Raw genomic sequence first — 18,435 nt, 5'->3', positions numbered from 1 at the left:
ACGCCTCACGCCTCACGCCTTCAACTGAGCCTTGGCGCTCACTTCCGTTCCGCGACGGTTTGTCCGTTGACTTTCCTGCCCTTGATGGCGCCTTGAATTCTCGTAAGCGGGCGGAAAAAAGACGGGGAACTGTTTGAGCGCAGCGAGTTTTCCCCGTCTCCGCCCGGTTACGAAAATTCAAGGAGGGTGTCGCCATCTCGGGCGCGCCTTTCTTTGCTTACTTTCTTTGGCAAGACAAAGAAAGTGAGTCGCCCCCGGCAGGGGGTGAAACAGGGGATGGACCAACAACAAAAAGCCCACCCCAAGAACCAACTAAAACAAGAAATACCGCTGCGCCATCGGCAACACCTCAGCCGGCTCGCACGTCAGCACCATACCGTCGGCCACGACCTGATACGTCTCCGGATCGACGCTGATATCCGGCTGCCAGTCGTTATGAATCATGTGCGTCTTGGTAACCGTACGCGTGCCCTTGACCACCGCCGTCGTCTTGGCCAACCCATACTGCTCCGCCACACCAGCAGCAGCGGCCGACTGCGACAGGAAAGTCAGCGAAGTGCGCCCCAACGCCCCACCCGCCGACCCAAACATCGGCCGATAGTGGACAGGTTGCGGCGTCGGGATCGACGCATTGGCATCGCCCATCGCGGCCGAAGCGATCATCCCGCCCTTCAAGATCAGGCTAGGCTTCACACCAAAGAACGCCGGCCGCCACAGCACCAGATCCGCCCACTTCCCGACTTCGACTGACCCAACTTCATGCGCAATGCCATGCGTCAACGCCGGGTTGATCGTGTACTTCGCCACGTAGCGCTTCACGCGGAAGTTATCGTGCCCACCCCGCGCATCATTCGGGTCCCCCGCCAGCTTGCCGCGCTGCACCTTCATCTTGTGCGCGGTCTGCCAGGTGCGCAGCACAACTTCACCCACGCGCCCCATGGCCTGCGAGTCGCTGGAGATCATCGAGAACGCGCCCAGGTCGTGCAGGATGTCCTCCGCAGCAATCGTCTCGCGGCGGATGCGGCTCTCGGCAAAGGCGATGTCTTCGGCGATGGACGCATCCAGGTGATGGCACACCATCAGCATGTCGAGGTGCTCGTCCAGCGTGTTGACGGTGAACGGCCGCGTCGGGTTGGTGGACGACGGCAGCACGTTCGACTCGCCGCACACGCGGATGATGTCGGGCGCATGCCCGCCGCCCGCGCCTTCAGTGTGATACGTGTGGATCGTGCGGCCCTTGAACGCCGCGACAGTCGCTTCGACAAAGCCCGATTCGTTCAACGTATCGGTGTGGATGGCGACTTGCGTGTCGGTGTCATCCGCCACACCCAAGCAGCAGTCGATGGCGGCAGGCGTAGAGCCCCAGTCTTCGTGCAGCTTCAGGCCGATGGCGCCCGCGTCGACCTGCTCGCGCAGCGCGCCCGGCAGGCTGCCGTTGCCCTTGCCCAGGAAGCCGATGTTCATCGGGTAGGCATCGGCAGCCTGCAGCATGCGCTGCATGTACCACGGGCCAGATGTGCAGGTGGTGGCGTACGTGCCGGTGGCCGGGCCCGTGCCGCCACCGATCATGGTCGTCACGCCGCTGTTGAGCGCTTCGTCAATCTGCTGCGGGCAGATGAAGTGGATGTGCGTGTCGACGCCACCGGCCGTGACGATCATCCCCTCACCCGCGATGATCTCGGTGCCGGGGCCGATGACGATGGTCACGCCGGGCTGGATGTCCGGGTTGCCCGCCTTGCCGATCGCCGCAATGCGCCCGTTCTTCAAGCCGATGTCGGCCTTGACGATGCCCCAGTGGTCGATGATCAGCGCGTTGGTGATGACGGTGTCGGCGCAGTCTTTCGATTCGCGTTGGCTCTGGCCCATGCCGTCGCGGATCACCTTGCCACCGCCAAATTTCACTTCCTCGCCGTAGATGGTGAAGTCGCGTTCGACTTCGACGATGAGGTCGGTATCGGCCAGGCGGAGGCGGTCTCCGGTGGTGGGGCCGAACATTTCCGCGTAGGCGCGGCGGGAGATTTTCAATGTCATGTCCGTGCCTCGTTCAGAGCTTGCCCATCACGCGGCCGGCAAAGCCGTAGACCACGCGGTCACCGGCCAGCGCCACGAGTTCAACCGTGCGCTCCTGCCCCGGCTCGAAGCGCACGGCGGTGCCGGCGGCAATGTTGAGCCGGTAGCCGCGCGTGGCTTCGCGGTCAAAGCGCAGCGCATCGTTGACTTCAAAGAAGTGGTAGTGCGAGCCGATCTGCACGGGGCGGTCACCCGTGTTGGCCACCGTGACCGTCAGCGTGGGCCGGCCTACGTTCAATTCGAGTTCGCCGTCTTGCGGTAGGAGTTCGCCGGGGATCATGATTGCGTCCTTTACCGTTCAGACAGCCGCCACCAGCAGGCCCGCGCCGTACAGCGCCACGCCCACGCCCGACAGGCGCGCCAGCCAGGCCAGACGCGGCTTGAGCGCAAACCCTGCGCCGATGCCGGCGGTGTGCAGCAGTGCCGTCGCCACGGCAAAGCCACCGACGAAGTACGGGAACATCGCTTGCGCGCCAGCCGGGAATTCGGTGCCATGCGCATAGCCGTGGAACAGCGCAAACGCGCCACACAGCAGCGCACCGCCCCACGTCGGCAGTTGCGCGCGTGCGGCAATCAACAGGCCGAACACCAGCAGTGATGCGGCAATCATCGGCTCTGCCATCGGCAATGCCACGCCGCCTGCCCCGAGCATGGCACCCATGACCATCAGCGCGACAAAGGCGACCGGCGCCCACAGCGCATCACGCACCGAACGCGAGGCGAGCGCGCTCCACACGCCCACGGCCACCATCGCCAACAGGTGGTCGGCACCCGTGAGCGGATGCAGGAAACCGGCGAGCAGGCTGCCCTCTGCGGTATGACCCGGATGCCCCGGATGAGCGAAGGCGACAGAAGCGCCCAACGTGAGGGCAATGGCCACAGCGGGCCGGACAAAGCGAGACAGGGTGTGCGTCATGACTGGACTCGTGAGGGTGCGTGGCGTGCTGACTTCAAACGATGGGATGGTGGACGGTGACAAGCTTGGTGCCGTCCGGGAAGGTGGCTTCGACCTGGATGTCGGGAATCATCTCGGCCACGCCGTCCATCACGTCTTCACGCGTGAGGAGCGTCGTGCCGTAGTGCATCAGCTCGGCCACGGTTCGGCCGTCACGCGCGCCTTCCATGATGGCGGCGCTGATGAAGGCGACGGCTTCCGGGTAGTTGAGCTTGAGGCCACGGCCCTTGCGGCGCTCGGCCAGCAAGGCGGCGGTGAAGATCAACAGCTTGTCTTTTTCGCGCGGGGTCAGTTCCACGAGGGGGCTCTCTTCGGTGAGGGTCTAGGTTAAGCAGCGTGCAGTTACGTTGCCATCATGTGGACCACAAGCGCAGCGGACGGCCCGTCACGCCATGTATCGGTTCGCGCAGCGCCAGCCAGGTCTGTGACAGCAAGGCGCGTGCATCTTCGGGCCGGCGTGCAAGCACGCGCAGCAGCAAAACGTTTGGCAGGCCGGGCGCGTCTTGCGAGTCGTGCATCAAGCAGGTCACGCCAGCACGCAGGTTGTCGTTGTACGGCAGGTGTTCAGCCATCGCCTCGGCCAGCGCTTCGGTCGCGCCCTCGCCCACCGCCCACAGCGTGCCGACAACGTGGAAGCCGGCCATGCCCGTGGTCGCATTCAGCAGGGGCGATTGCGCATCAAAGGCCGCCGACTCGATCCACAGCGGCTGGCCGCCGCAACGCAAATCGGTGCGCATGACGATGTGGCCGTCGGCCCACGATTCACCGGCGGCGTGGCGGCCGAGCATGGTCGTATCCCAGCCGATGGCACTGGCACCGGGCGCCATGTCCAACGCCTGCTCGATGATCGGGCGCGCCTGGTTGAAGACGATGTTCTCCTGCGGCAGCCAGTCGAGCCGGGCGCCGGCCTCCAGACGGATCGCCACCCGCTGTGTGGCCGTGCGGCCGCGCGACTTGTACCACTTGGTGGCGCCGGGGGTGGTCAGCACGGCGTGCGACTGCGCGCCGAGTTCGATGTCGATGTCGAGTACATCGCCGCCTGCAATGCCTGCGGGCGGGTGCAGCATCACGACATGGCACACCCCTTCGCCTTCCGGGTACAGCGCCTTCTGCACGCGCAACGGCCCTTGATGGCGACACGACGCCAGCACTGTCCGCGCCTCACGCCGCGCAAATGCCAAGCGCAGTGAGGCCTCCCAGGACGCGAAAGAATCGGTCTGCGGCGGGACAGGAAAATCGGGATGGCGCATCAGGGGTGCAGCGCTGGGACTAGGAATTTTCTCATCATAGCCAGATGCGACGGCTTCCGCACTCGACTTTTTTTGCAGGACTCCCGCGCATCAAACGGCGACCAGATCGCGCACGCCGTCGGCCTCCATGTTGGCGCCATCGCCCTGGGCGATGACCTCACCGCGGCTCATGACGACGTAGCGGTCAGCAATGCTGCGGGCGAAGTCGTAGTACTGCTCGACCAGCAGCACCGACATGCCGAACTCATCCACCAGCCTGCGCAGCGTGCGGCCGATCTCCTGGATGATCGACGGCTGGATGCCTTCGGTCGGCTCGTCGAGAATCAGCAGGCGTGGCTCGCTCATCAGCGCGCGGCCGATGGCGAGTTGCTGCTGCTGACCACCCGAGAGATCTCCGCCGCGCCGGGCCTTCATCTCCTTGAGCACCGGGAATAGCGCGTAGATCGAATCCGGCACCTTGGACGGCGCACGCTTGGTGGCCGCGCCAATCAGCAGGTTCTCCTCCACCGTCAGGCGCGGAAAGATCTCGCGGCCCTGCGGCACGTAGGCGAGGCCCTGTGAGACGCGCTCGTAGGCGGGCAACTTCTGGATGGTGCGCCCTTCCCAATCGATCGCACCGCTGGCGGTGGGCACCACGCCCATCAGGCACTTGAGCAGCGTCGTCTTGCCGACGCCGTTGCGGCCGAGCAGCGTGGTCAGCTTGCCTGTGGGCACCTCGAAGCTGACGTTGCGCAGGATGTGGCTGCCGCCGTAGAACTGGTTCAGTTGCTGGATTTGCAGCATCGCATGTATCCCAAAATTCGCCTTAGCGCCCTAGGTAGGATTCGATCACTCGCTCGTCGCGCTTGACGGCATCGAGCGTGCCTTCGGCCAGGACGCTGCCTTCGGCCAGCACGGTCACGCGCCCCGTATCGCCCGCCAGCGCAGCGACGAACTCCATGTCGTGCTCCACCACCATGATCGAGCACGAGCCACGCAGACCATTGAGCAGCGCGGCAAGCTGCATCGTCTCTTCGTCCGTCATGCCGGCGACGGGCTCGTCAAGCAGCAGCAGTTGCGGTTGCTGCATCAGCAACATGCCGATCTCCAGCCGCTGCTTCTGGCCGTGCGACAGCAGTCCCGCGGGCCGATAGGCTTCGGCTTCCAGATGGATGCGGCCGAGCGTTTCTTCGATGCGTTGGCGACCGTCGTTCAGCAGGCGCGCGCGCAGCGATACCCACCAGCGCTTGTCGGCCTTCATCGCCAGTTCCAGGTTCTCCCACACGGTGTGCTGCTCGAACACCGTCGGCTTCTGGAACTTGCGGCCGATGCCGATCTGCGCGATGCGCGGTTCGGTCAGACGCAGCAAATCGATGCTCTGGCCGAGGAAGACGCGGCCCGTGACATCCGCATTGCGCGGCCCGGTCTTGCCGGTGATCACGTCCATCATCGTGGTCTTGCCTGCGCCGTTGGGGCCGATGATGCAGCGCAGCTCGCCGTGATCGATCGACAGCGTGAGTGCGTTCAGTGCGCGGAAGCCGCCGAAGCGCACCGTCACGTCTTCGAGATACAGGATGGCACCGTGCGAAACGTCAATCGTATCCGGCTCGACCAGGTGGCCCATGCCGGTGACGGTGCCGGTCTCCGCACGGTCGGGGAGTTCGGTGAAGGTACTCATGCGTGGTCTCCGGCGGGCGGTGCGGCAGTGGCGGTCGCGGCTTCAGGTGCCTTGGCTTGCGTGGGCACACGCTTTTGCGCGCGCAGCTTGCCAACCAACCCCAGCACACCATTCGGCAAGTACAGCGTCACCAGCACGAAGATCGCGCCGAGCACGAACAGCCAATACTCCGGCACCCATGCCGTCAGCAGCGTCTTGGCCCCGTTGACGAGGAACGCGCCGATGATCGGGCCGATCAACGTGCCGCGCCCACCCACGGCCACCCACACGGCCATCTCGATCGAGTTGCCCGGCGACATCTCCCCCGGGTTGATGATGCCGACCTGCGGCACGTACAGCGCGCCCGCAATGCCGCACAGCACGGCCGAGAACGTCCACACGAAGAGCTTGTAGCCGAGCGGGTTGTAGCCGGAGAACATCACGCGCGCCTCGGCATCGCGGATGGCTGTGACCACGCGCCCGAACTTGGACGTGACGATCGCGCGGCAGGCGATGAAGGCCAGCACCAGCGCCACGAAGGTCGTGACAAACAGCACGGTGCGCGTCGGCAATGCGGAAACCTGGAAGCCGAGGATGCGCTTGAAATCCGTAAAGCCGTTGTTGCCGCCAAAGCCGGTTTCGTTGCGGAAGAACAGCAGCATGGCCGCGTACGTCATGGCCTGCGTGATGATCGACAGGTACACGCCCTTCACACGCGAGCGGAACGCGAAGAAGCCGAACAGCCACGCCAGCACACCGGGCACCAGAATCACCAGCAGCATGGCCCAGGCGAAGTGCTCGGTGCCGTGCCAGAACCAGGGCAGCTCCTTCCAGTCGAGGAAGACCATGAAGTCCGGCAGGTCGCTCTTGTACACGCCCTCGCGGCCGATGGAGCGCATCAGGTACATGCCCATCGCATAACCACCCAGTGCGAAGAACACGCCGTGGCCGAGGCTCAGGATGCCGCAGTAGCCCCACACCAAGTCGAGCGCCAATGCCGCCAGCGCGTAGCACATGATCTTGCCGATGAGCGTGAGCGCATACGCCGACAGATGCAGCGGGCTGCCCTCCGGCACCAGCAGCGCACACACCGGTGCGCCAATGCAAACGATGAGCGACACCAGCACCAGCGCAGACCACCCGCGCCGCGTCAGCAGCGGCATGCGCGCGGGAATATCCAGTTTGAATTGGGTTGTCATATCAGGCCTCAGCGCTGCGGCCCTTGAGGGCGAACAGGCCCTGCGGACGCTTCTGGATGAACAGCACGATCAGCACCAGCACGATGATCTTCGCCAGCACCGCGCCATAGAACGGCTCGATGAACTTGTTGATGAGCCCCAGCCCGAACGCACCGATGATGGTGCCCGCCAACTGCCCCACCCCACCCAGCACCACGGCCATGAACGAATCGATGATGTAGCTCTGGCCGAGGTCGGGCCCGACGTTGCCGATCTGCGAGAGCGCGCAGCCGCCCAGCCCCGCAATGCCTGCGCCAAACGCAAACGCATAGCTATCGACCTTCCACGTGCGCACGCCAACGCAGGCGGCCATCGTGCGGTTTTGCGTGGTCGCGCGCACGAACAGGCCCAGGCGCGTGCGGTTGAGCACCGCCCATGCAATCGCCACCACCGCCAGTGCAAACAGCAGGATCACCAGCCGGTTGTACGGCAGGATCAGCCCCGGCATCAGCGCAATGCCGCCGCTCATCCAGCTCGGGTTGGCCACCTCCACGTTCTGCGCGCCGAAGATGGAGCGCACAGCCTGCATCAGCAGCAGGCTGATCCCGAAGGTGGCGAGCAGTGTTTCCAGCGGGCGGCCGTACAGGTGACGCAGCACCAGCCGCTCCAGTGCAAAGCCGACCACCGCTGCTGCCAGGAAGGCCGCGGGCAGCGCTGCCGGCAGATACCAGTCGAACGCGTTCGGGAGGTAGGTGCGGAAGAGCGTCTGCACCACGTACGTGGCATATGCACCGATCATCAGGAACTCGCCGTGCGCCATGTTGATGACGCCGATCAGGCCGTAGGTAATCGCCAACCCCAGGGCAGCCAATAGCAGGACGGAGCCCAGGCTCAGCCCGGCGAACAGGTTGCCGATCAGTTCAGACTTGCGCTCCTGCGACGACAGGCTATCAAGCGCTTGTTGAGCGGCAGCGCGCAGTTCGTCATCCGCCCCGCTGTCCTTGGCAAGCAGCGGTGCGATGTGCTGGCGCGTCTGCGGGTTGGTATCGCTTGCGAGCAGCTTGAGCGCTTCGAGCTTCTCGGCATGCGTACCGTCGTCGAGTGCGAGGTTGGCCCACAGCAGATGCAGCTTGGTGCGCAGCTCGGGATCGGTCTCGTGCTTGCGTGCGGCATCGACGATCGGACGCGAGGCCGTCTCCGGATGCGCCAGCAGCGTATCAACCGCCTGCGCACGTACCGCGCGGTCCGGCGATTGCAGTACGAAGCCGCTCGCCGCGCTATCCACTTGCGAGCGCAGCGCGTTGTTCAACGTGAGGGATTGCAGATCGTCCGCCTTGATGGTCACCGGCTGACCGGAGATCGCATCGAGATAGCGCTCACCATCTTGGCGCACCATGCCGGCAGCGGGCGCGAAGAACAGCGCATCGTTCTGCAACGCTTGCAGAATCGGGCCGGCCTGCTCTGCGGGTGCGGCGGCCAGCGCGTTGAGCGTTTTTACCTTGGCGTCGAAGTCGTCTTCAGCCAGGGGCTTGAGATCGGCCTGGGTGAGCGGCTGCCCTGCGGCCCACGAAGTGGCAGCAGGCACGGCGGCCAGGCACAGCGCGCAGAGCAGCGCGGCAAAAAAGCGGGACAAGCGCATCATGGCAATCCGATGCGTGGCGGCCGGTGTCGAGGCCGGTCCGCCACGTCGTACAGCGTCGTTCAAAGGACAGGCCACATGAGTCACGTGACCTGTCCGCCTGATCACATCACTTGCTTGCAACCATGTCAGGCTTGCCCTCGTTGCCGGGAATGTACGGACTCCACGGCTTGGCGCGGATCACCGTCGGCGTCTTCCACACGATGTTGAACTGACCATCGCCCTTCACCTCGCCGATCATCACCGGCTTGCTGAGGTGATGGTTGTTGTTCATCACCAGCGTGAAGCCGGACGGCGCCTTGAACTGCTGGCCGTACATCGCCTGGCGCACCTTGTCCACGTCGGTGGTACCGGCCTTCTCGACGGCCTGCTTCCACATCATGATGCCGACGTAGGTGGCCTCCATCGGGTCGTTGGTGACGCGCTTGTCGCCGCCCGGCAGGTTGTTGGCTTTCACCCATGCGGCCCACTTCTTCTTGAAATCATCGTTCACAGGGTTCTTGACCGACATGAAGTAGTTCCATGCAGCAAGCTGGCCGGCCAGCGGCTTGGTGTCGATGCCGCGCAGTTCCTCTTCACCCACCGAGAACGCCACCACCGGCACGTCCTTGGCCTTCAGGCCGGCGTTGCCGAGTTCCTTGTAGAACGGCACGTTGGAATCACCGTTGATGGTGGAAATGACGGCTGTCTTGCCACCCTGCGAGAACTTCTTGATGTTGGCGACGATGGTCTGGTAATCGGAGTGGCCGAACGGCGTGTAGACCTCTTCGATGTCGCTGTCCTTCACGCCCTTGCTGTGCAGGAACGCGCGCAGGATCTTGTTGGTCGTGCGCGGGTACACGTAGTCGGTACCCAGCAGGAAGAAGCGCTTGGCACCGCCGCCTTCCTTGCTCATCAGGTATTCCACCGCCGGAATGGCCTGCTGGTTAGGCGCGGCACCGGTGTAGAAGACGTTCTTCGACATCTCTTCACCTTCGTACTGCACCGGGTAGAACAGCAGGCCGTTCAGCTCTTCATACACCGGCAGCACCGACTTGCGCGACACCGACGTCCAGCAGCCGAACGTCACGGCCACCTTGTCCTGCGTCAGGAGCCCGCGCGCCTTTTCGGCAAACAGCGGCCAGTTCGAGGCCGGGTCCACCACCACCGGCTGGAGCTTGCGGCCGAGCACGCCACCGCTCTTGTTGATCTCGTCGATCGTCATCAGCGCCACGTCTTTCAGCGACGTTTCGGAGATGGCCATGGTGCCCGACAGCGAATGCAGGATACCGACCTTGATCGGCTCTTTTGCCTGAGCAAACGCGAGGTTCGAGACGGACAACAGCGTTGCTGCGGCGACGGCCGACAGCTTCAACAGCGCACGACGTTTCATTGCGGCTCCTTCGGTTTTGTTGGTGGCGAGAACGACTCCCGGGAGCCAAAATTGCAACTACCGTGCCACCGTGTTTGGCTCGTTTGATGGGAAATTCGCGCCAAAACGGTGCCGAAATGGGCCTGAGCACGCGCCAAATCCGCGCATTCAGTGATAGCCATGCGCACGCGTGGGGCACGCGCGGACAAGCACAAAACCGGCGGAGCGCAAGGAGAAACCGCGCAAAAAGAAAGGCCGGCATTGCGCCGGCCTCTGGAGCTTGCGAAAAAACGCCGTTCAAGAATACCGGCGCGAGATCGATTCCGCCACGCACACCGGGCGCTCCTGCCCTTCGCGTTCGATGGTCACCGCCCAGGTCATCTGCGCACCAGTGAGCGTCGGTGCATTGGGCAGGGGCGGCAGCGCTTCCATCTCCACCAAGCTCACACGTGCACGCACGCGGCTGCCCACCGGCACCGGCGCCGTGAAGCGGACCTTGTTCAGGCCGTAGTTCACGCCCATCTTCACGTCCGGCATCTCCAGCGCATTCGCCATCAGCATCGGCAGCAGCGAGAGCGTCAGAAAACCATGCGCCACCGGCGCCCCGAATGGCGACTCACGCTTCGCGCGCTCCACATCCACGTGAATCCACTGGTGATCGCCCGTGGCCTCGGCAAACAGATTGACCTGCTGTTGTGTGATCTCGGTCCAGTCGCTCACCGCAACTTCCTGGCCGATCATTCCCCGCAGCTCGTCGAGCGACTCGATGATGCGCATCTCGGTTGTCTCCTTGTTGTTGTGTGATCGCCGATTCGATCAGCCTTTCGGACGCCGCCCAAACAAGCCCATGCCGGTGACGGTGCAGACCAGTTCACCGCGCTGGTTGCGTGCCTCCCAGCGGTTGATCGCCACACCGCGGTCGGGCTTCGACTGCGACGGCTTGATCTCCATGCACGTGCTCGACACCGAGAGCGTGTCACCCGGATACACCGGCTTCATCCAACGAATCTCATCCACACCCGGCGAGCCCATGCTAGCGGCTTTACCGAGAAAACCCGTCACCATCAACCGCATCATGATCGAGCATGTCATCCAGCCACTGGAGATGATGCCGCCGTAGATGCTCTGCTTGGCCGCTTCTGCATCAACGTGGAACGGCTGCGGATCGTACTGTCGCGCGAAGGTCAGGATCTCTTCCTCGGTGACGGTGTACGTGCCCATTTCCAGCGTACGGCCAACTTCAAAGTCATCGAAGTAGAACTCGTACGGTAGCGTTGCCTCTGCCTTTTCGTTCTCCACCATATCGCCTCCTATAAATGACAACGCCCCGCATGACCGCGGGGCGCTGAGGTTGCCGTTACGCTGCGTGCTGGAAGCCCGGCAGCGATGCAAAGCGGGCCAGATGATGGTCCACGTCGCCGAGCGTCGTGTTGATCATCGTCAGCCGCTTGAACATGTGCGCGGCCGGCAGTTCGTTGGTCACGCCCATCCCGCCGTGCAACTGCACAGCTTCCTGGCCGACGTCACGCGCAGCCTGACCGACACGTGCCTTGGCTGCCGACACATAACGGCGGCGTGCCTCGACATCGCCATCTTCAAAGTGCGCAGCCGCCAGGTACGTGATCGAACGCGCTTGCTCAGCGTGGATGAACATGTCGACCATGCGATGCTGCAGCGCCTGGAAGCGGGCGATGGGCACACCAAACTGCTGGCGCGTCTTGGTGTACTCCAGCGTAGCGGCGTTCAGCGCGTCGATCAGGCCGACGGCCTCGGCACACAGCAGCACGCAACCCAGATCGGCCACGGCATCGATGGTTTCCCATGCGTCGCCAGCCTTGCCCAGCAGCGTGGCCGCTGCGTTGTCAAAGCGGATGTCTGCAGCGTGCAGGTTGTCGATGGTGCGGTAGTCCTTGACCGTCACGCCAGCCGCATCACGGTCGACCACGAACAACGACAGGCCCGAGGTATCACGCGCCTCACCGCCCGTGCGAGCCGAGACGATCAGCTTGTCAGCCTGCGCGCCGTGCACGACCACGGCCTTCTCGCCGGTAATGGTCCAACTGCTGCCCTGCTGCACAGCACGCGTGGTGACGTTGAAGAGTTCGTAGCGCGATTGGCGCTCGCTGAAGGCAATGGCCAGCTTGACGGTACCACCGGCCACTTCTTCGAGCAGCGCATCCTGGCCGCCCGCAAGCTTGAGCGCCTGCGCACCCAGCACGGTCGCCTGATACGGCTCCACCACCAAGCCACGGCCCAACTGCTGCATCACCACCAACAGGTCCATCGCACGGCCGTCGAAGCCACCTTGCGCTTCCGGCACCGGCAGCGCAGTCAAGCCCAGTTCGGCGATGCTGTCCCAGGCGCTCTGCGACACGCCCTCTGGCGAGTACACGATCTTGTTGCGAGCCTCGAAGCCGTAGTCCTTATCGACAAAGCGGCGCACCGCATCGGCCAGTTGCTTCTGTTCGTCGGTGAACGAGAAATCCATTGTTGTCTCCGTTATCCGTTCTGATCAGACGCCGAGGATCATCTGCGAGATGATGTTGCGCTGGATCTCGTTCGACCCGCCGTAGATGGAGGTCTTGCGATAGTTGAAGTAGTACGGTGCGAGCGGTGCGGCATCGTTGTCGCCGGTCGCCGCATCGGGCGTATCGCCTTCCAGGTAGCTCGGGTCGAACGGCTGGGCGTAGGGGCCGACGGCCTCGACCATCAGCTCGGTCAGCATCTGCTGGATCTGCGTGCCCTTGATCTTGAGCAGCGATGCCTCGGGGCCAGGGCCCTTGCCGGCGTTCTCGCTCGACACCACGCGCAGCACGGTAATCTCAAGCGCCAGCAACTCGATCTCCAGCGACGCCACCTTGGCGCCGAACACCGGGTCCTGCAGCAGCGGTTTGCCGTTCTTTTGGTGCTGCAGCGCGACGCGCTTGAGGAATGCCAGCTCACGCTTGGAGTTGCCCACGCGTGCAATGCCGGTGCGTTCGTGGCCGAGCAGGTACTTGGCGTACGTCCAGCCGCGGTTTTCCTCGCCGATGAGGTTGTCGACCGGCACCTTCACATTGTCGAAGAACACCTCGTTCACTTCATGTTCCTCATCCAACATGATGATCGGGCGCACGGTGATGCCCGGCGTCTTCATGTCGATCAGCAGGAACGAGATGCCCTCCTGCTTCTTGGCGTCCGGGTCGGTACGAACCAGGCAGAAGATCATGTCGGCATGCTGGCCGAGCGTGGTCCAGGTCTTCTGGCCGTTGACGACGTAGTGATCGCCCTCGCGCACGGCGCGGGTCTTGACCGAGGCCAGATCCGAACCGGAGCCCGGTTCAGAGTAGCCCTGGCACCACCAGTCGGTGCAATCGACGATGCGCGGCAGGAAGTAGCGCTTCTGCGCTTCATTGCCGTACTTCATGATGACGGGCGCGACCATGCTGACGCCGAACGGCAGCACGCCGGGCGCGCCAACCTGTGCGCACTCTTCGTCCCAGATATGTTTTTGGATGGGGGACCAGCCCGTACCGCCCCACTCGACCGGCCAGTGCGGGACCGACCAGCCCTTGCCCGCGAGCGCCTTGTGCCAGCGAACGAAATCTTCGCGGTTCAGCCGGCGGTGGTTCAACACCTTGTCTTGAATGTCCTTGGGCAAATTGGCTTCCAGCCAGCCGCGGACTTCCTGGCGGAACGCGTCATCGGCCGCCGAGTAGTTCAGATCCATGCCTGTCTCCTGTGGTTGGCGCTCCACCGTGGCAAATCGGCGAAGCACGTTCTGTCGGACCGGCGCGGACCTGAATCAGGGCAGCTAGTGCACGGGCTGCTTGAGCGCGTCCGGCACCAGCAACGGCATCACCTCGATGCCCTCCTCTGCCAGTTCCTGCGCTTCCTGCCGAGACGTCGTCCCGCGAATGCCCCGCTCCGGCGCTTCGTCGTAGTGCATGCGACGCGCCTCTTCTGCAAACCGTTCGCCGACATCCTCGGTATTGGCCAGGACATGCCGCACGGCCTTCAGATAGAGCTGTTGCAGGGCTGCGGGCACACCGCCCTCGCCTTCGGCCGCGCGGGCGGCGGCGCCCTTCTGGGCAGCATCCGCACGTGACGACGACAGATTCAGGCGCGGCGCACTCGGCAAGCGCTCAACCTCGTTATGGCCACAGACCGGACACGTCAACAGCCCGCGTTCTTGCTGCGATTGCAGGTCGGCATCAGAGCCGAACCAGCCTTCGAAGCGGTGGTCATTGGCACAGCGGAGGTCCAGCACTTTCATGATCGGTCCAGCGCATGGGGATGAGTGTATCCCCGATTCGAAAATTTGTGAACGGTCGTGCTAATTTTTTCGCACGGTCGTTCGCTATCGTAACGGCAACGGGAAAAAGAGGGGGGGCAGACGGATATGCAAGCGGCTCAGGCAGCACCTGGCGCCCACGCACCTGACAGAATCTTCTCCAGCCAGAACGTACCGATGATGGTCTTCACGTCGGAAATCTTGCCCGCGCGTACCCAGTCAATCAACTGGCCCGCCGACGTGATGAACGTCTCAAGGAATTCGCCTTCATCGAGCCTCGCCTCACCCTGCTTGAGATCGCGGGCGAGATAAATGTCGATGAACTCCGTGGAATACGAAATGACCGGATGGATGCGCGTCAGGTAGTCCCAGCGCTCAGCCGTGTAGCCGGTTTCTTCAACCAACTCACGCTTGCCGCATGCCAGTGCGCCCTCTTGCGGGTCAAGTTTGCCCGCGGGGAATTCGATCATCACCTTGCCAACCGGGTAACGGAACTGGCGCTCCATCAGCACAGTGCCGTCGTCGAACAGCGGGATCATCATGACCGCGCCCGGGTGAATCAGGTATTCACGGCTGGCGTTACGCCCATCCGGCAGGCGAACGATGTCTTGCTTGAGCGTGAGGAACTTGCCCTGATGCATCAACGCCGAGGCGACCTGGGTCTCGCGCAGGCCGGCGTCCCGATCGTCCTGATTGGACGTCGTGTCAGCCGATGCAGGGATCGTGGATGCGGGATTGGTGTCGGACATGGCGCTCTCTCATGCCGAGACAGCGGGTGCCTGCCCGGCGGGTGATCAACGGGAGTGGCGAACGAGGTATTGCCACGTAAAGCCGGGAAACGCGAACACCAGCATCAAACAAGCGGTGATTGCGTAGAACTGCCAGCCCTGCGGGAAGGCATTACCCTGGCTCGATTCAATGCCGAAGCCGATCAACCCCACCACAACATACATGGCGATCAGCTCGGTACCGCGCAGCCAGAACGGCTTGCGCGGCCAGCGTGCTGGCACCAGGGCCAGCACGCGTTGATTGACGAACGGCAGGTTGGCACAGATGAGTGCCAACACGATGACAAACAGACCGCCCGTCGATGCGTTCATTGCTTGCGCCTGGTGGTTAGGAGGCCAGCGTCAGGCGGATTGCCTGGTAGCACAGGGCCATCAGGCTGGCCGGGAAGATACCCAGCAGCAGCACCAGCACACCGTTGACCGACAGCACCGAACGCAGACCGAAGGTGGCTTCCACCGGAACGTCGTCAGCCGGTGCGTCGAAGTACATCACCTTGATGACGCGCAGGTAGTAGAACGCACCCACCAGCGAGAACAGCACGGCCACAATGGCCAGCCAAGGCATGCCCGCGTCAACTACCGCTCCCAGCACGGACAGCTTGGCGTAGAAGCCGACCGTCGGCGGCAGACCTGCCAGCGACATCATCATGAACAGCGTCAGCAGCGCAAACCACGGGCTCTTCTTCGACAAGCCCTTCAGGTCGGCAATCTCTTCCGCCTCATAACCCTTGCGCGACAGCAGCAGGATGATGCCGAAGGCGCCCAACGTGGTCAGCACGTAGGTCACAGCGTAGAACATCGAAGCGCTATACGCCTGGGCCGTCAGGTCCGGCTTGCCGGCGCTCACGCCCGACAGCAGGCCCAACAGCAGGAAGCCCATGTGCGACACCGTCGAGTAGGCCAGCAGACGCTTGAAATTCGTCTGCACCACGCCGGTGATGTTGCCGATGGCCAGCGAGAGGACAGCCAACACAATCAGCATGTTCTGCCAGTCGAACGCCAGCGGCAGCAGGCCTTCAACCAGGATGCGCAGCGTCATCGCAAATGCAGCCAGCTTCGGCGCACCGGCAATCAGCAGCGTCACGGCCGTCGGCGAACCCTGGTACACGTCCGGCACCCACATGTGGAACGGTGCAACACCCAGCTTGAATGCCAAACCGGCTACCAGGAACACCACGCCGAACACCAGAATCGTCTTGTTGATATTGCCGGTGTTGATCTGGCGGAACACTTCACCCAGATCCAGTGAACCCGTCGCGCCGTAGATCATCGACATGCCGTACAGCAGCAGGCCCGACGCCAGCGCACCGAGGATGAAGTACTTCATCGCCGATTCCGACGAGACATTCGCGCCACGGCGCAGCGCCACCAGCGTGTACGAAGCCAGCGACAGCAGTTCCAGACCCAGATACAGCGTCAGGAAGTTGTTGCCGGTGATCATCACCACCTGACCGCCGAGCGTGAACAGCGCGAACATGTAGAACTCGCCGTTGTACATGCCGCGATCGTCAAGGTACTTGCGCGTGTAGACCAGCGTCACGAACACGGCCAGTGCTGCCACGGACGACAGCACATTGGCCATCGGGTCAATCACAGCCAGGTTGCTGAACACATAGTGTGTTTCGCCGGTTGCTGCGTTGAGCGCAAACCAGACGGTCAGCACCAGCGTAATGACCAGCGCCACCGGATAGGCGACGCTGCTGCGGTTCTGACCACGCGCCAGGTCGATCCAGTTGACGGCACCAATGCCGAGCGCGAGGAAGATGATTGGGGCGATAGCCGCCAAGGATGAGGACATTTGCATGGTTTCTTCTCCCCGCTTACAGCTTGCTCTGAGCCACGTGGGTGAGGAGATTCACCACGGACGCATGCATGACATCGGTGAAGGGCTTCGGATACAGGCCCATGTAAAGCGTCGCGATCGCCAGCACGCCGAGCATGAAGAATTCACGCGCGTTCAGGTCTTGAAGCTCAGCAACGTGTTTGTGCGTCACGTCACCAAAGATCACGCGCTTGACCATCCACAGCGAATACGCAGCGCCGAAGATCAGTGCGGTGGCAGCCAGCAGGCCAATCCAGAAGTTGTACTTGACCGAACCCAGGATCACCATGAATTCGCCAACGAAACCGGAGGTTGCCGGCAGGCCGCAGTTGGCCATCGCGAAGAACACCGACAGCGCGGCAAACTTCGGCATCGTGTTCACCACACCGCCGTAATCTGCGATCTGGCGCGAGTGCACACGGTCATACAGCACGCCGATGCACAGGAACATCGCGCCCGAAATGAAGCCGTGCGAGATCATCTGGACGATGCCGCCTTCGATACCGATCTCGTTGAAGATGAAGAAGCCCAGCGTGACGAAGCCCATGTGCGCAATCGACGAGTACGCAACCAGCTTCTTCATGTCGGCCTGCACCAGCGCCACCAGACCGATGTAGATCACAGCGATCAGCGAGATCGTGATGATGAACGCCGACAGACTATGGCTGGCGTCCGGTGCGATCGGCAGCGAGAACCGCAGGAAACCGTAGGCGCCCAGCTTCAGCATGATCGCAGCCAGCACCACGGAACCGCCGGTCGGCGCTTCCACGTGGGCGTCCGGCAGCCAGGTGTGCACCGGCCACATCGGCACCTTCACGGCAAAGGCCATGAAGAACGCGATGAAGATCAGGATCTGCTCGTTCATCGACAGCTTGACCTGATGCCACTGCAGAATCTCAAACGTACCGCTGTGGAAGTACAGGTACAGCAGTGCAACCAGCGTCAGCAGCGAGCCCAGCAGCGTGTACAGGAAGAACTTGAAGGCCGCATACACACGGTTCGGGCCGCCCCACACACCGATGATGATGTACATCGGGATCAGCGTGGCTTCGAAGAACACGTAGAACAGCATGCCGTCGAGCGAGGCGAACACGCCGATCATCAGACCCGACAGGATCAGGAACGCCGCCATGTACTGCGCAACGCGTTCGGTAATCACTTCCCATGCCGCGATCACCACGATCACCGTGATGAATGCCGTCAGCACCACGAACCACATCGAGATGCCGTCGACACCCAGGTAGTAGTTGATGTGGAAGCGCTCGATCCAGCTCGACTTCTCGACGAACTGCATCGCAGCCGTCGTCTTATCGAAACGCGTGACGAGCGGCAGCGTGATCACGAAGCTGATCAGCGAGCCGATCAGCGACATCCAGCGGACATAACCGGGATTGCGGTCTGAGCCCGAGGCCAGCACCAGCACGCCGAAGAAGATCGGCAGCCAGATCGCAAAAGACAGAACCATTTTTGTTA

The 18,435-nt window shown here is 63.0% G+C and carries 19 protein-coding genes; all 19 read right to left on the bottom strand.

The genetic code is table 11. The features are described from left to right. Positions 1 to 312: 312 nt before the first annotated feature. Entirely contained in the window at positions 313 to 2,031 is a 1,719-nt protein-coding gene (gene ureC, locus PI87_RS11890; RefSeq protein WP_039597887.1) for an urease subunit alpha, read from the bottom strand. A gap of 13 nt (positions 2,032 to 2,044) precedes the next feature. Continuing rightward, positions 2,045 to 2,350: an urease subunit beta gene (locus PI87_RS11885; protein WP_039597886.1), complete on the bottom strand. Its 306-nt coding sequence runs from the start codon at positions 2,348 to 2,350 to the stop codon at positions 2,045 to 2,047. Between the two features lie 18 nt (positions 2,351 to 2,368). After that, positions 2,369 to 2,986 (bottom strand): HupE/UreJ family protein, encoded by a 618-nt coding sequence (locus tag PI87_RS11880; protein ID WP_039597885.1) that lies wholly within the window; start codon positions 2,984 to 2,986, stop codon positions 2,369 to 2,371. A 34-nt stretch (positions 2,987 to 3,020) separates the two neighbouring features. Then, on the bottom strand, positions 3,021 to 3,323 hold the full coding sequence (locus PI87_RS11875) for an urease subunit gamma (RefSeq protein ID WP_039597884.1): 303 nt from the start codon (positions 3,321 to 3,323) through the stop codon (positions 3,021 to 3,023). A gap of 55 nt (positions 3,324 to 3,378) precedes the next feature. Beyond that, positions 3,379 to 4,275, bottom strand: coding sequence for an urease accessory protein UreD (locus PI87_RS11870; RefSeq protein ID WP_039597883.1), 897 nt, complete (start codon positions 4,273 to 4,275; stop codon positions 3,379 to 3,381). Between the two features lie 90 nt (positions 4,276 to 4,365). Next, on the bottom strand, positions 4,366 to 5,058 hold the full coding sequence (gene urtE / locus PI87_RS11865) for an urea ABC transporter ATP-binding subunit UrtE (protein ID WP_039597882.1): 693 nt from the start codon (positions 5,056 to 5,058) through the stop codon (positions 4,366 to 4,368). A gap of 22 nt (positions 5,059 to 5,080) precedes the next feature. Continuing rightward, positions 5,081 to 5,932: an urea ABC transporter ATP-binding protein UrtD gene (gene urtD, locus PI87_RS11860; RefSeq protein ID WP_039597881.1), complete on the bottom strand. Its 852-nt coding sequence runs from the start codon at positions 5,930 to 5,932 to the stop codon at positions 5,081 to 5,083. Further along, positions 5,929 to 7,110, bottom strand: coding sequence for an urea ABC transporter permease subunit UrtC (gene urtC, locus PI87_RS11855; protein WP_039597880.1), 1,182 nt, complete (start codon positions 7,108 to 7,110; stop codon positions 5,929 to 5,931). Before urtC ends, urtD begins: the two co-directional genes overlap by 4 nt. A gap of 1 nt (position 7,111) precedes the next feature. Next, positions 7,112 to 8,731, bottom strand: a complete 1,620-nt coding sequence (urtB, locus tag PI87_RS11850) for an urea ABC transporter permease subunit UrtB (protein ID WP_039597879.1) — start codon at positions 8,729 to 8,731, stop codon at positions 7,112 to 7,114. A gap of 106 nt (positions 8,732 to 8,837) precedes the next feature. Continuing rightward, a complete protein-coding gene (urtA, locus tag PI87_RS11845; protein ID WP_039597878.1) occupies positions 8,838 to 10,100 on the bottom strand; it encodes an urea ABC transporter substrate-binding protein in 1,263 nt (420 codons plus the stop codon). Between the two features lie 276 nt (positions 10,101 to 10,376). Continuing rightward, a complete protein-coding gene (locus PI87_RS11840) occupies positions 10,377 to 10,856 on the bottom strand; it encodes a MaoC family dehydratase (RefSeq protein ID WP_039597877.1) in 480 nt (159 codons plus the stop codon). A 39-nt stretch (positions 10,857 to 10,895) separates the two neighbouring features. Then, positions 10,896 to 11,381, bottom strand: coding sequence for a MaoC family dehydratase (locus PI87_RS11835; protein ID WP_039597876.1), 486 nt, complete (start codon positions 11,379 to 11,381; stop codon positions 10,896 to 10,898). A gap of 55 nt (positions 11,382 to 11,436) precedes the next feature. Further along, positions 11,437 to 12,567: an acyl-CoA dehydrogenase family protein gene (locus PI87_RS11830; RefSeq protein WP_039597875.1), complete on the bottom strand. Its 1,131-nt coding sequence runs from the start codon at positions 12,565 to 12,567 to the stop codon at positions 11,437 to 11,439. Positions 12,568 to 12,591: 24 nt separating this feature from the next. Continuing rightward, the gene (locus tag PI87_RS11825; RefSeq protein ID WP_039597874.1) at positions 12,592 to 13,788 is read right to left on the bottom strand and encodes an acyl-CoA dehydrogenase family protein; all 1,197 of its coding nucleotides are present in this window, start codon (positions 13,786 to 13,788) and stop codon (positions 12,592 to 12,594) included. An 84-nt stretch (positions 13,789 to 13,872) separates the two neighbouring features. Continuing rightward, positions 13,873 to 14,334, bottom strand: a complete 462-nt coding sequence (locus PI87_RS11820; RefSeq protein WP_039597873.1) for a DUF1178 family protein — start codon at positions 14,332 to 14,334, stop codon at positions 13,873 to 13,875. Between the two features lie 137 nt (positions 14,335 to 14,471). Beyond that, positions 14,472 to 15,101: an NUDIX domain-containing protein gene (locus tag PI87_RS11815; RefSeq protein ID WP_052321488.1), complete on the bottom strand. Its 630-nt coding sequence runs from the start codon at positions 15,099 to 15,101 to the stop codon at positions 14,472 to 14,474. Between the two features lie 45 nt (positions 15,102 to 15,146). After that, positions 15,147 to 15,452 (bottom strand): DUF2818 family protein, encoded by a 306-nt coding sequence (locus PI87_RS11810; RefSeq protein ID WP_039597872.1) that lies wholly within the window; start codon positions 15,450 to 15,452, stop codon positions 15,147 to 15,149. 16 nt (positions 15,453 to 15,468) lie between these two features. Continuing rightward, complete coding sequence (gene nuoN / locus PI87_RS11805; RefSeq protein WP_039597871.1) at positions 15,469 to 16,944, bottom strand: NADH-quinone oxidoreductase subunit NuoN; 1,476 nt, start codon at positions 16,942 to 16,944, stop codon at positions 15,469 to 15,471. A 16-nt stretch (positions 16,945 to 16,960) separates the two neighbouring features. Further along, positions 16,961 to 18,427, bottom strand: coding sequence for an NADH-quinone oxidoreductase subunit M (locus tag PI87_RS11800; protein ID WP_039597870.1), 1,467 nt, complete (start codon positions 18,425 to 18,427; stop codon positions 16,961 to 16,963). Positions 18,428 to 18,435: the final 8 nt, after the last annotated feature.

This window comes from Ralstonia sp. A12 (assembly GCF_000801955.1).
In the GTDB taxonomy this organism is placed as follows: domain Bacteria; phylum Pseudomonadota; class Gammaproteobacteria; order Burkholderiales; family Burkholderiaceae; genus Ralstonia.
Note: the sequence above shows the minus strand (reverse complement) of the source record. Positions and strands in the feature narration are given on the sequence as shown.

Coding starts and splice junctions, on each gene's coding strand:
- PI87_RS11880 (WP_039597885.1), bottom strand. CDS start 2,986: ATGACGCACACCCTGTCTCGCTTTGTCCGGCCCGCTGTGGCCATTGCC.
- urtE (WP_039597882.1), bottom strand. CDS start 5,058: ATGCTGCAAATCCAGCAACTGAACCAGTTCTACGGCGGCAGCCACATC.
- urtB (WP_039597879.1), bottom strand. CDS start 8,731: ATGATGCGCTTGTCCCGCTTTTTTGCCGCGCTGCTCTGCGCGCTGTGC.
- ureC (WP_039597887.1), bottom strand. CDS start 2,031: ATGACATTGAAAATCTCCCGCCGCGCCTACGCGGAAATGTTCGGCCCC.
- PI87_RS11825 (WP_039597874.1), bottom strand. CDS start 13,788: ATGGATCTGAACTACTCGGCGGCCGATGACGCGTTCCGCCAGGAAGTC.
- PI87_RS11885 (WP_039597886.1), bottom strand. CDS start 2,350: ATGATCCCCGGCGAACTCCTACCGCAAGACGGCGAACTCGAATTGAAC.
- urtC (WP_039597880.1), bottom strand. CDS start 7,110: ATGACAACCCAATTCAAACTGGATATTCCCGCGCGCATGCCGCTGCTG.
- PI87_RS11820 (WP_039597873.1), bottom strand. CDS start 14,334: ATGAAAGTGCTGGACCTCCGCTGTGCCAATGACCACCGCTTCGAAGGC.
- PI87_RS11835 (WP_039597876.1), bottom strand. CDS start 11,381: ATGGTGGAGAACGAAAAGGCAGAGGCAACGCTACCGTACGAGTTCTAC.
- PI87_RS11870 (WP_039597883.1), bottom strand. CDS start 4,275: ATGCGCCATCCCGATTTTCCTGTCCCGCCGCAGACCGATTCTTTCGCG.
- nuoN (WP_039597871.1), bottom strand. CDS start 16,944: ATGCAAATGTCCTCATCCTTGGCGGCTATCGCCCCAATCATCTTCCTC.
- PI87_RS11830 (WP_039597875.1), bottom strand. CDS start 12,567: ATGGATTTCTCGTTCACCGACGAACAGAAGCAACTGGCCGATGCGGTG.
- PI87_RS11840 (WP_039597877.1), bottom strand. CDS start 10,856: ATGCGCATCATCGAGTCGCTCGACGAGCTGCGGGGAATGATCGGCCAG.
- urtA (WP_039597878.1), bottom strand. CDS start 10,100: ATGAAACGTCGTGCGCTGTTGAAGCTGTCGGCCGTCGCCGCAGCAACG.
- urtD (WP_039597881.1), bottom strand. CDS start 5,932: ATGAGTACCTTCACCGAACTCCCCGACCGTGCGGAGACCGGCACCGTC.
- PI87_RS11810 (WP_039597872.1), bottom strand. CDS start 15,452: ATGAACGCATCGACGGGCGGTCTGTTTGTCATCGTGTTGGCACTCATC.
- PI87_RS11815 (WP_052321488.1), bottom strand. CDS start 15,101: ATGTCCGACACCAATCCCGCATCCACGATCCCTGCATCGGCTGACACG.
- PI87_RS11800 (WP_039597870.1), bottom strand. CDS start 18,427: ATGGTTCTGTCTTTTGCGATCTGGCTGCCGATCTTCTTCGGCGTGCTG.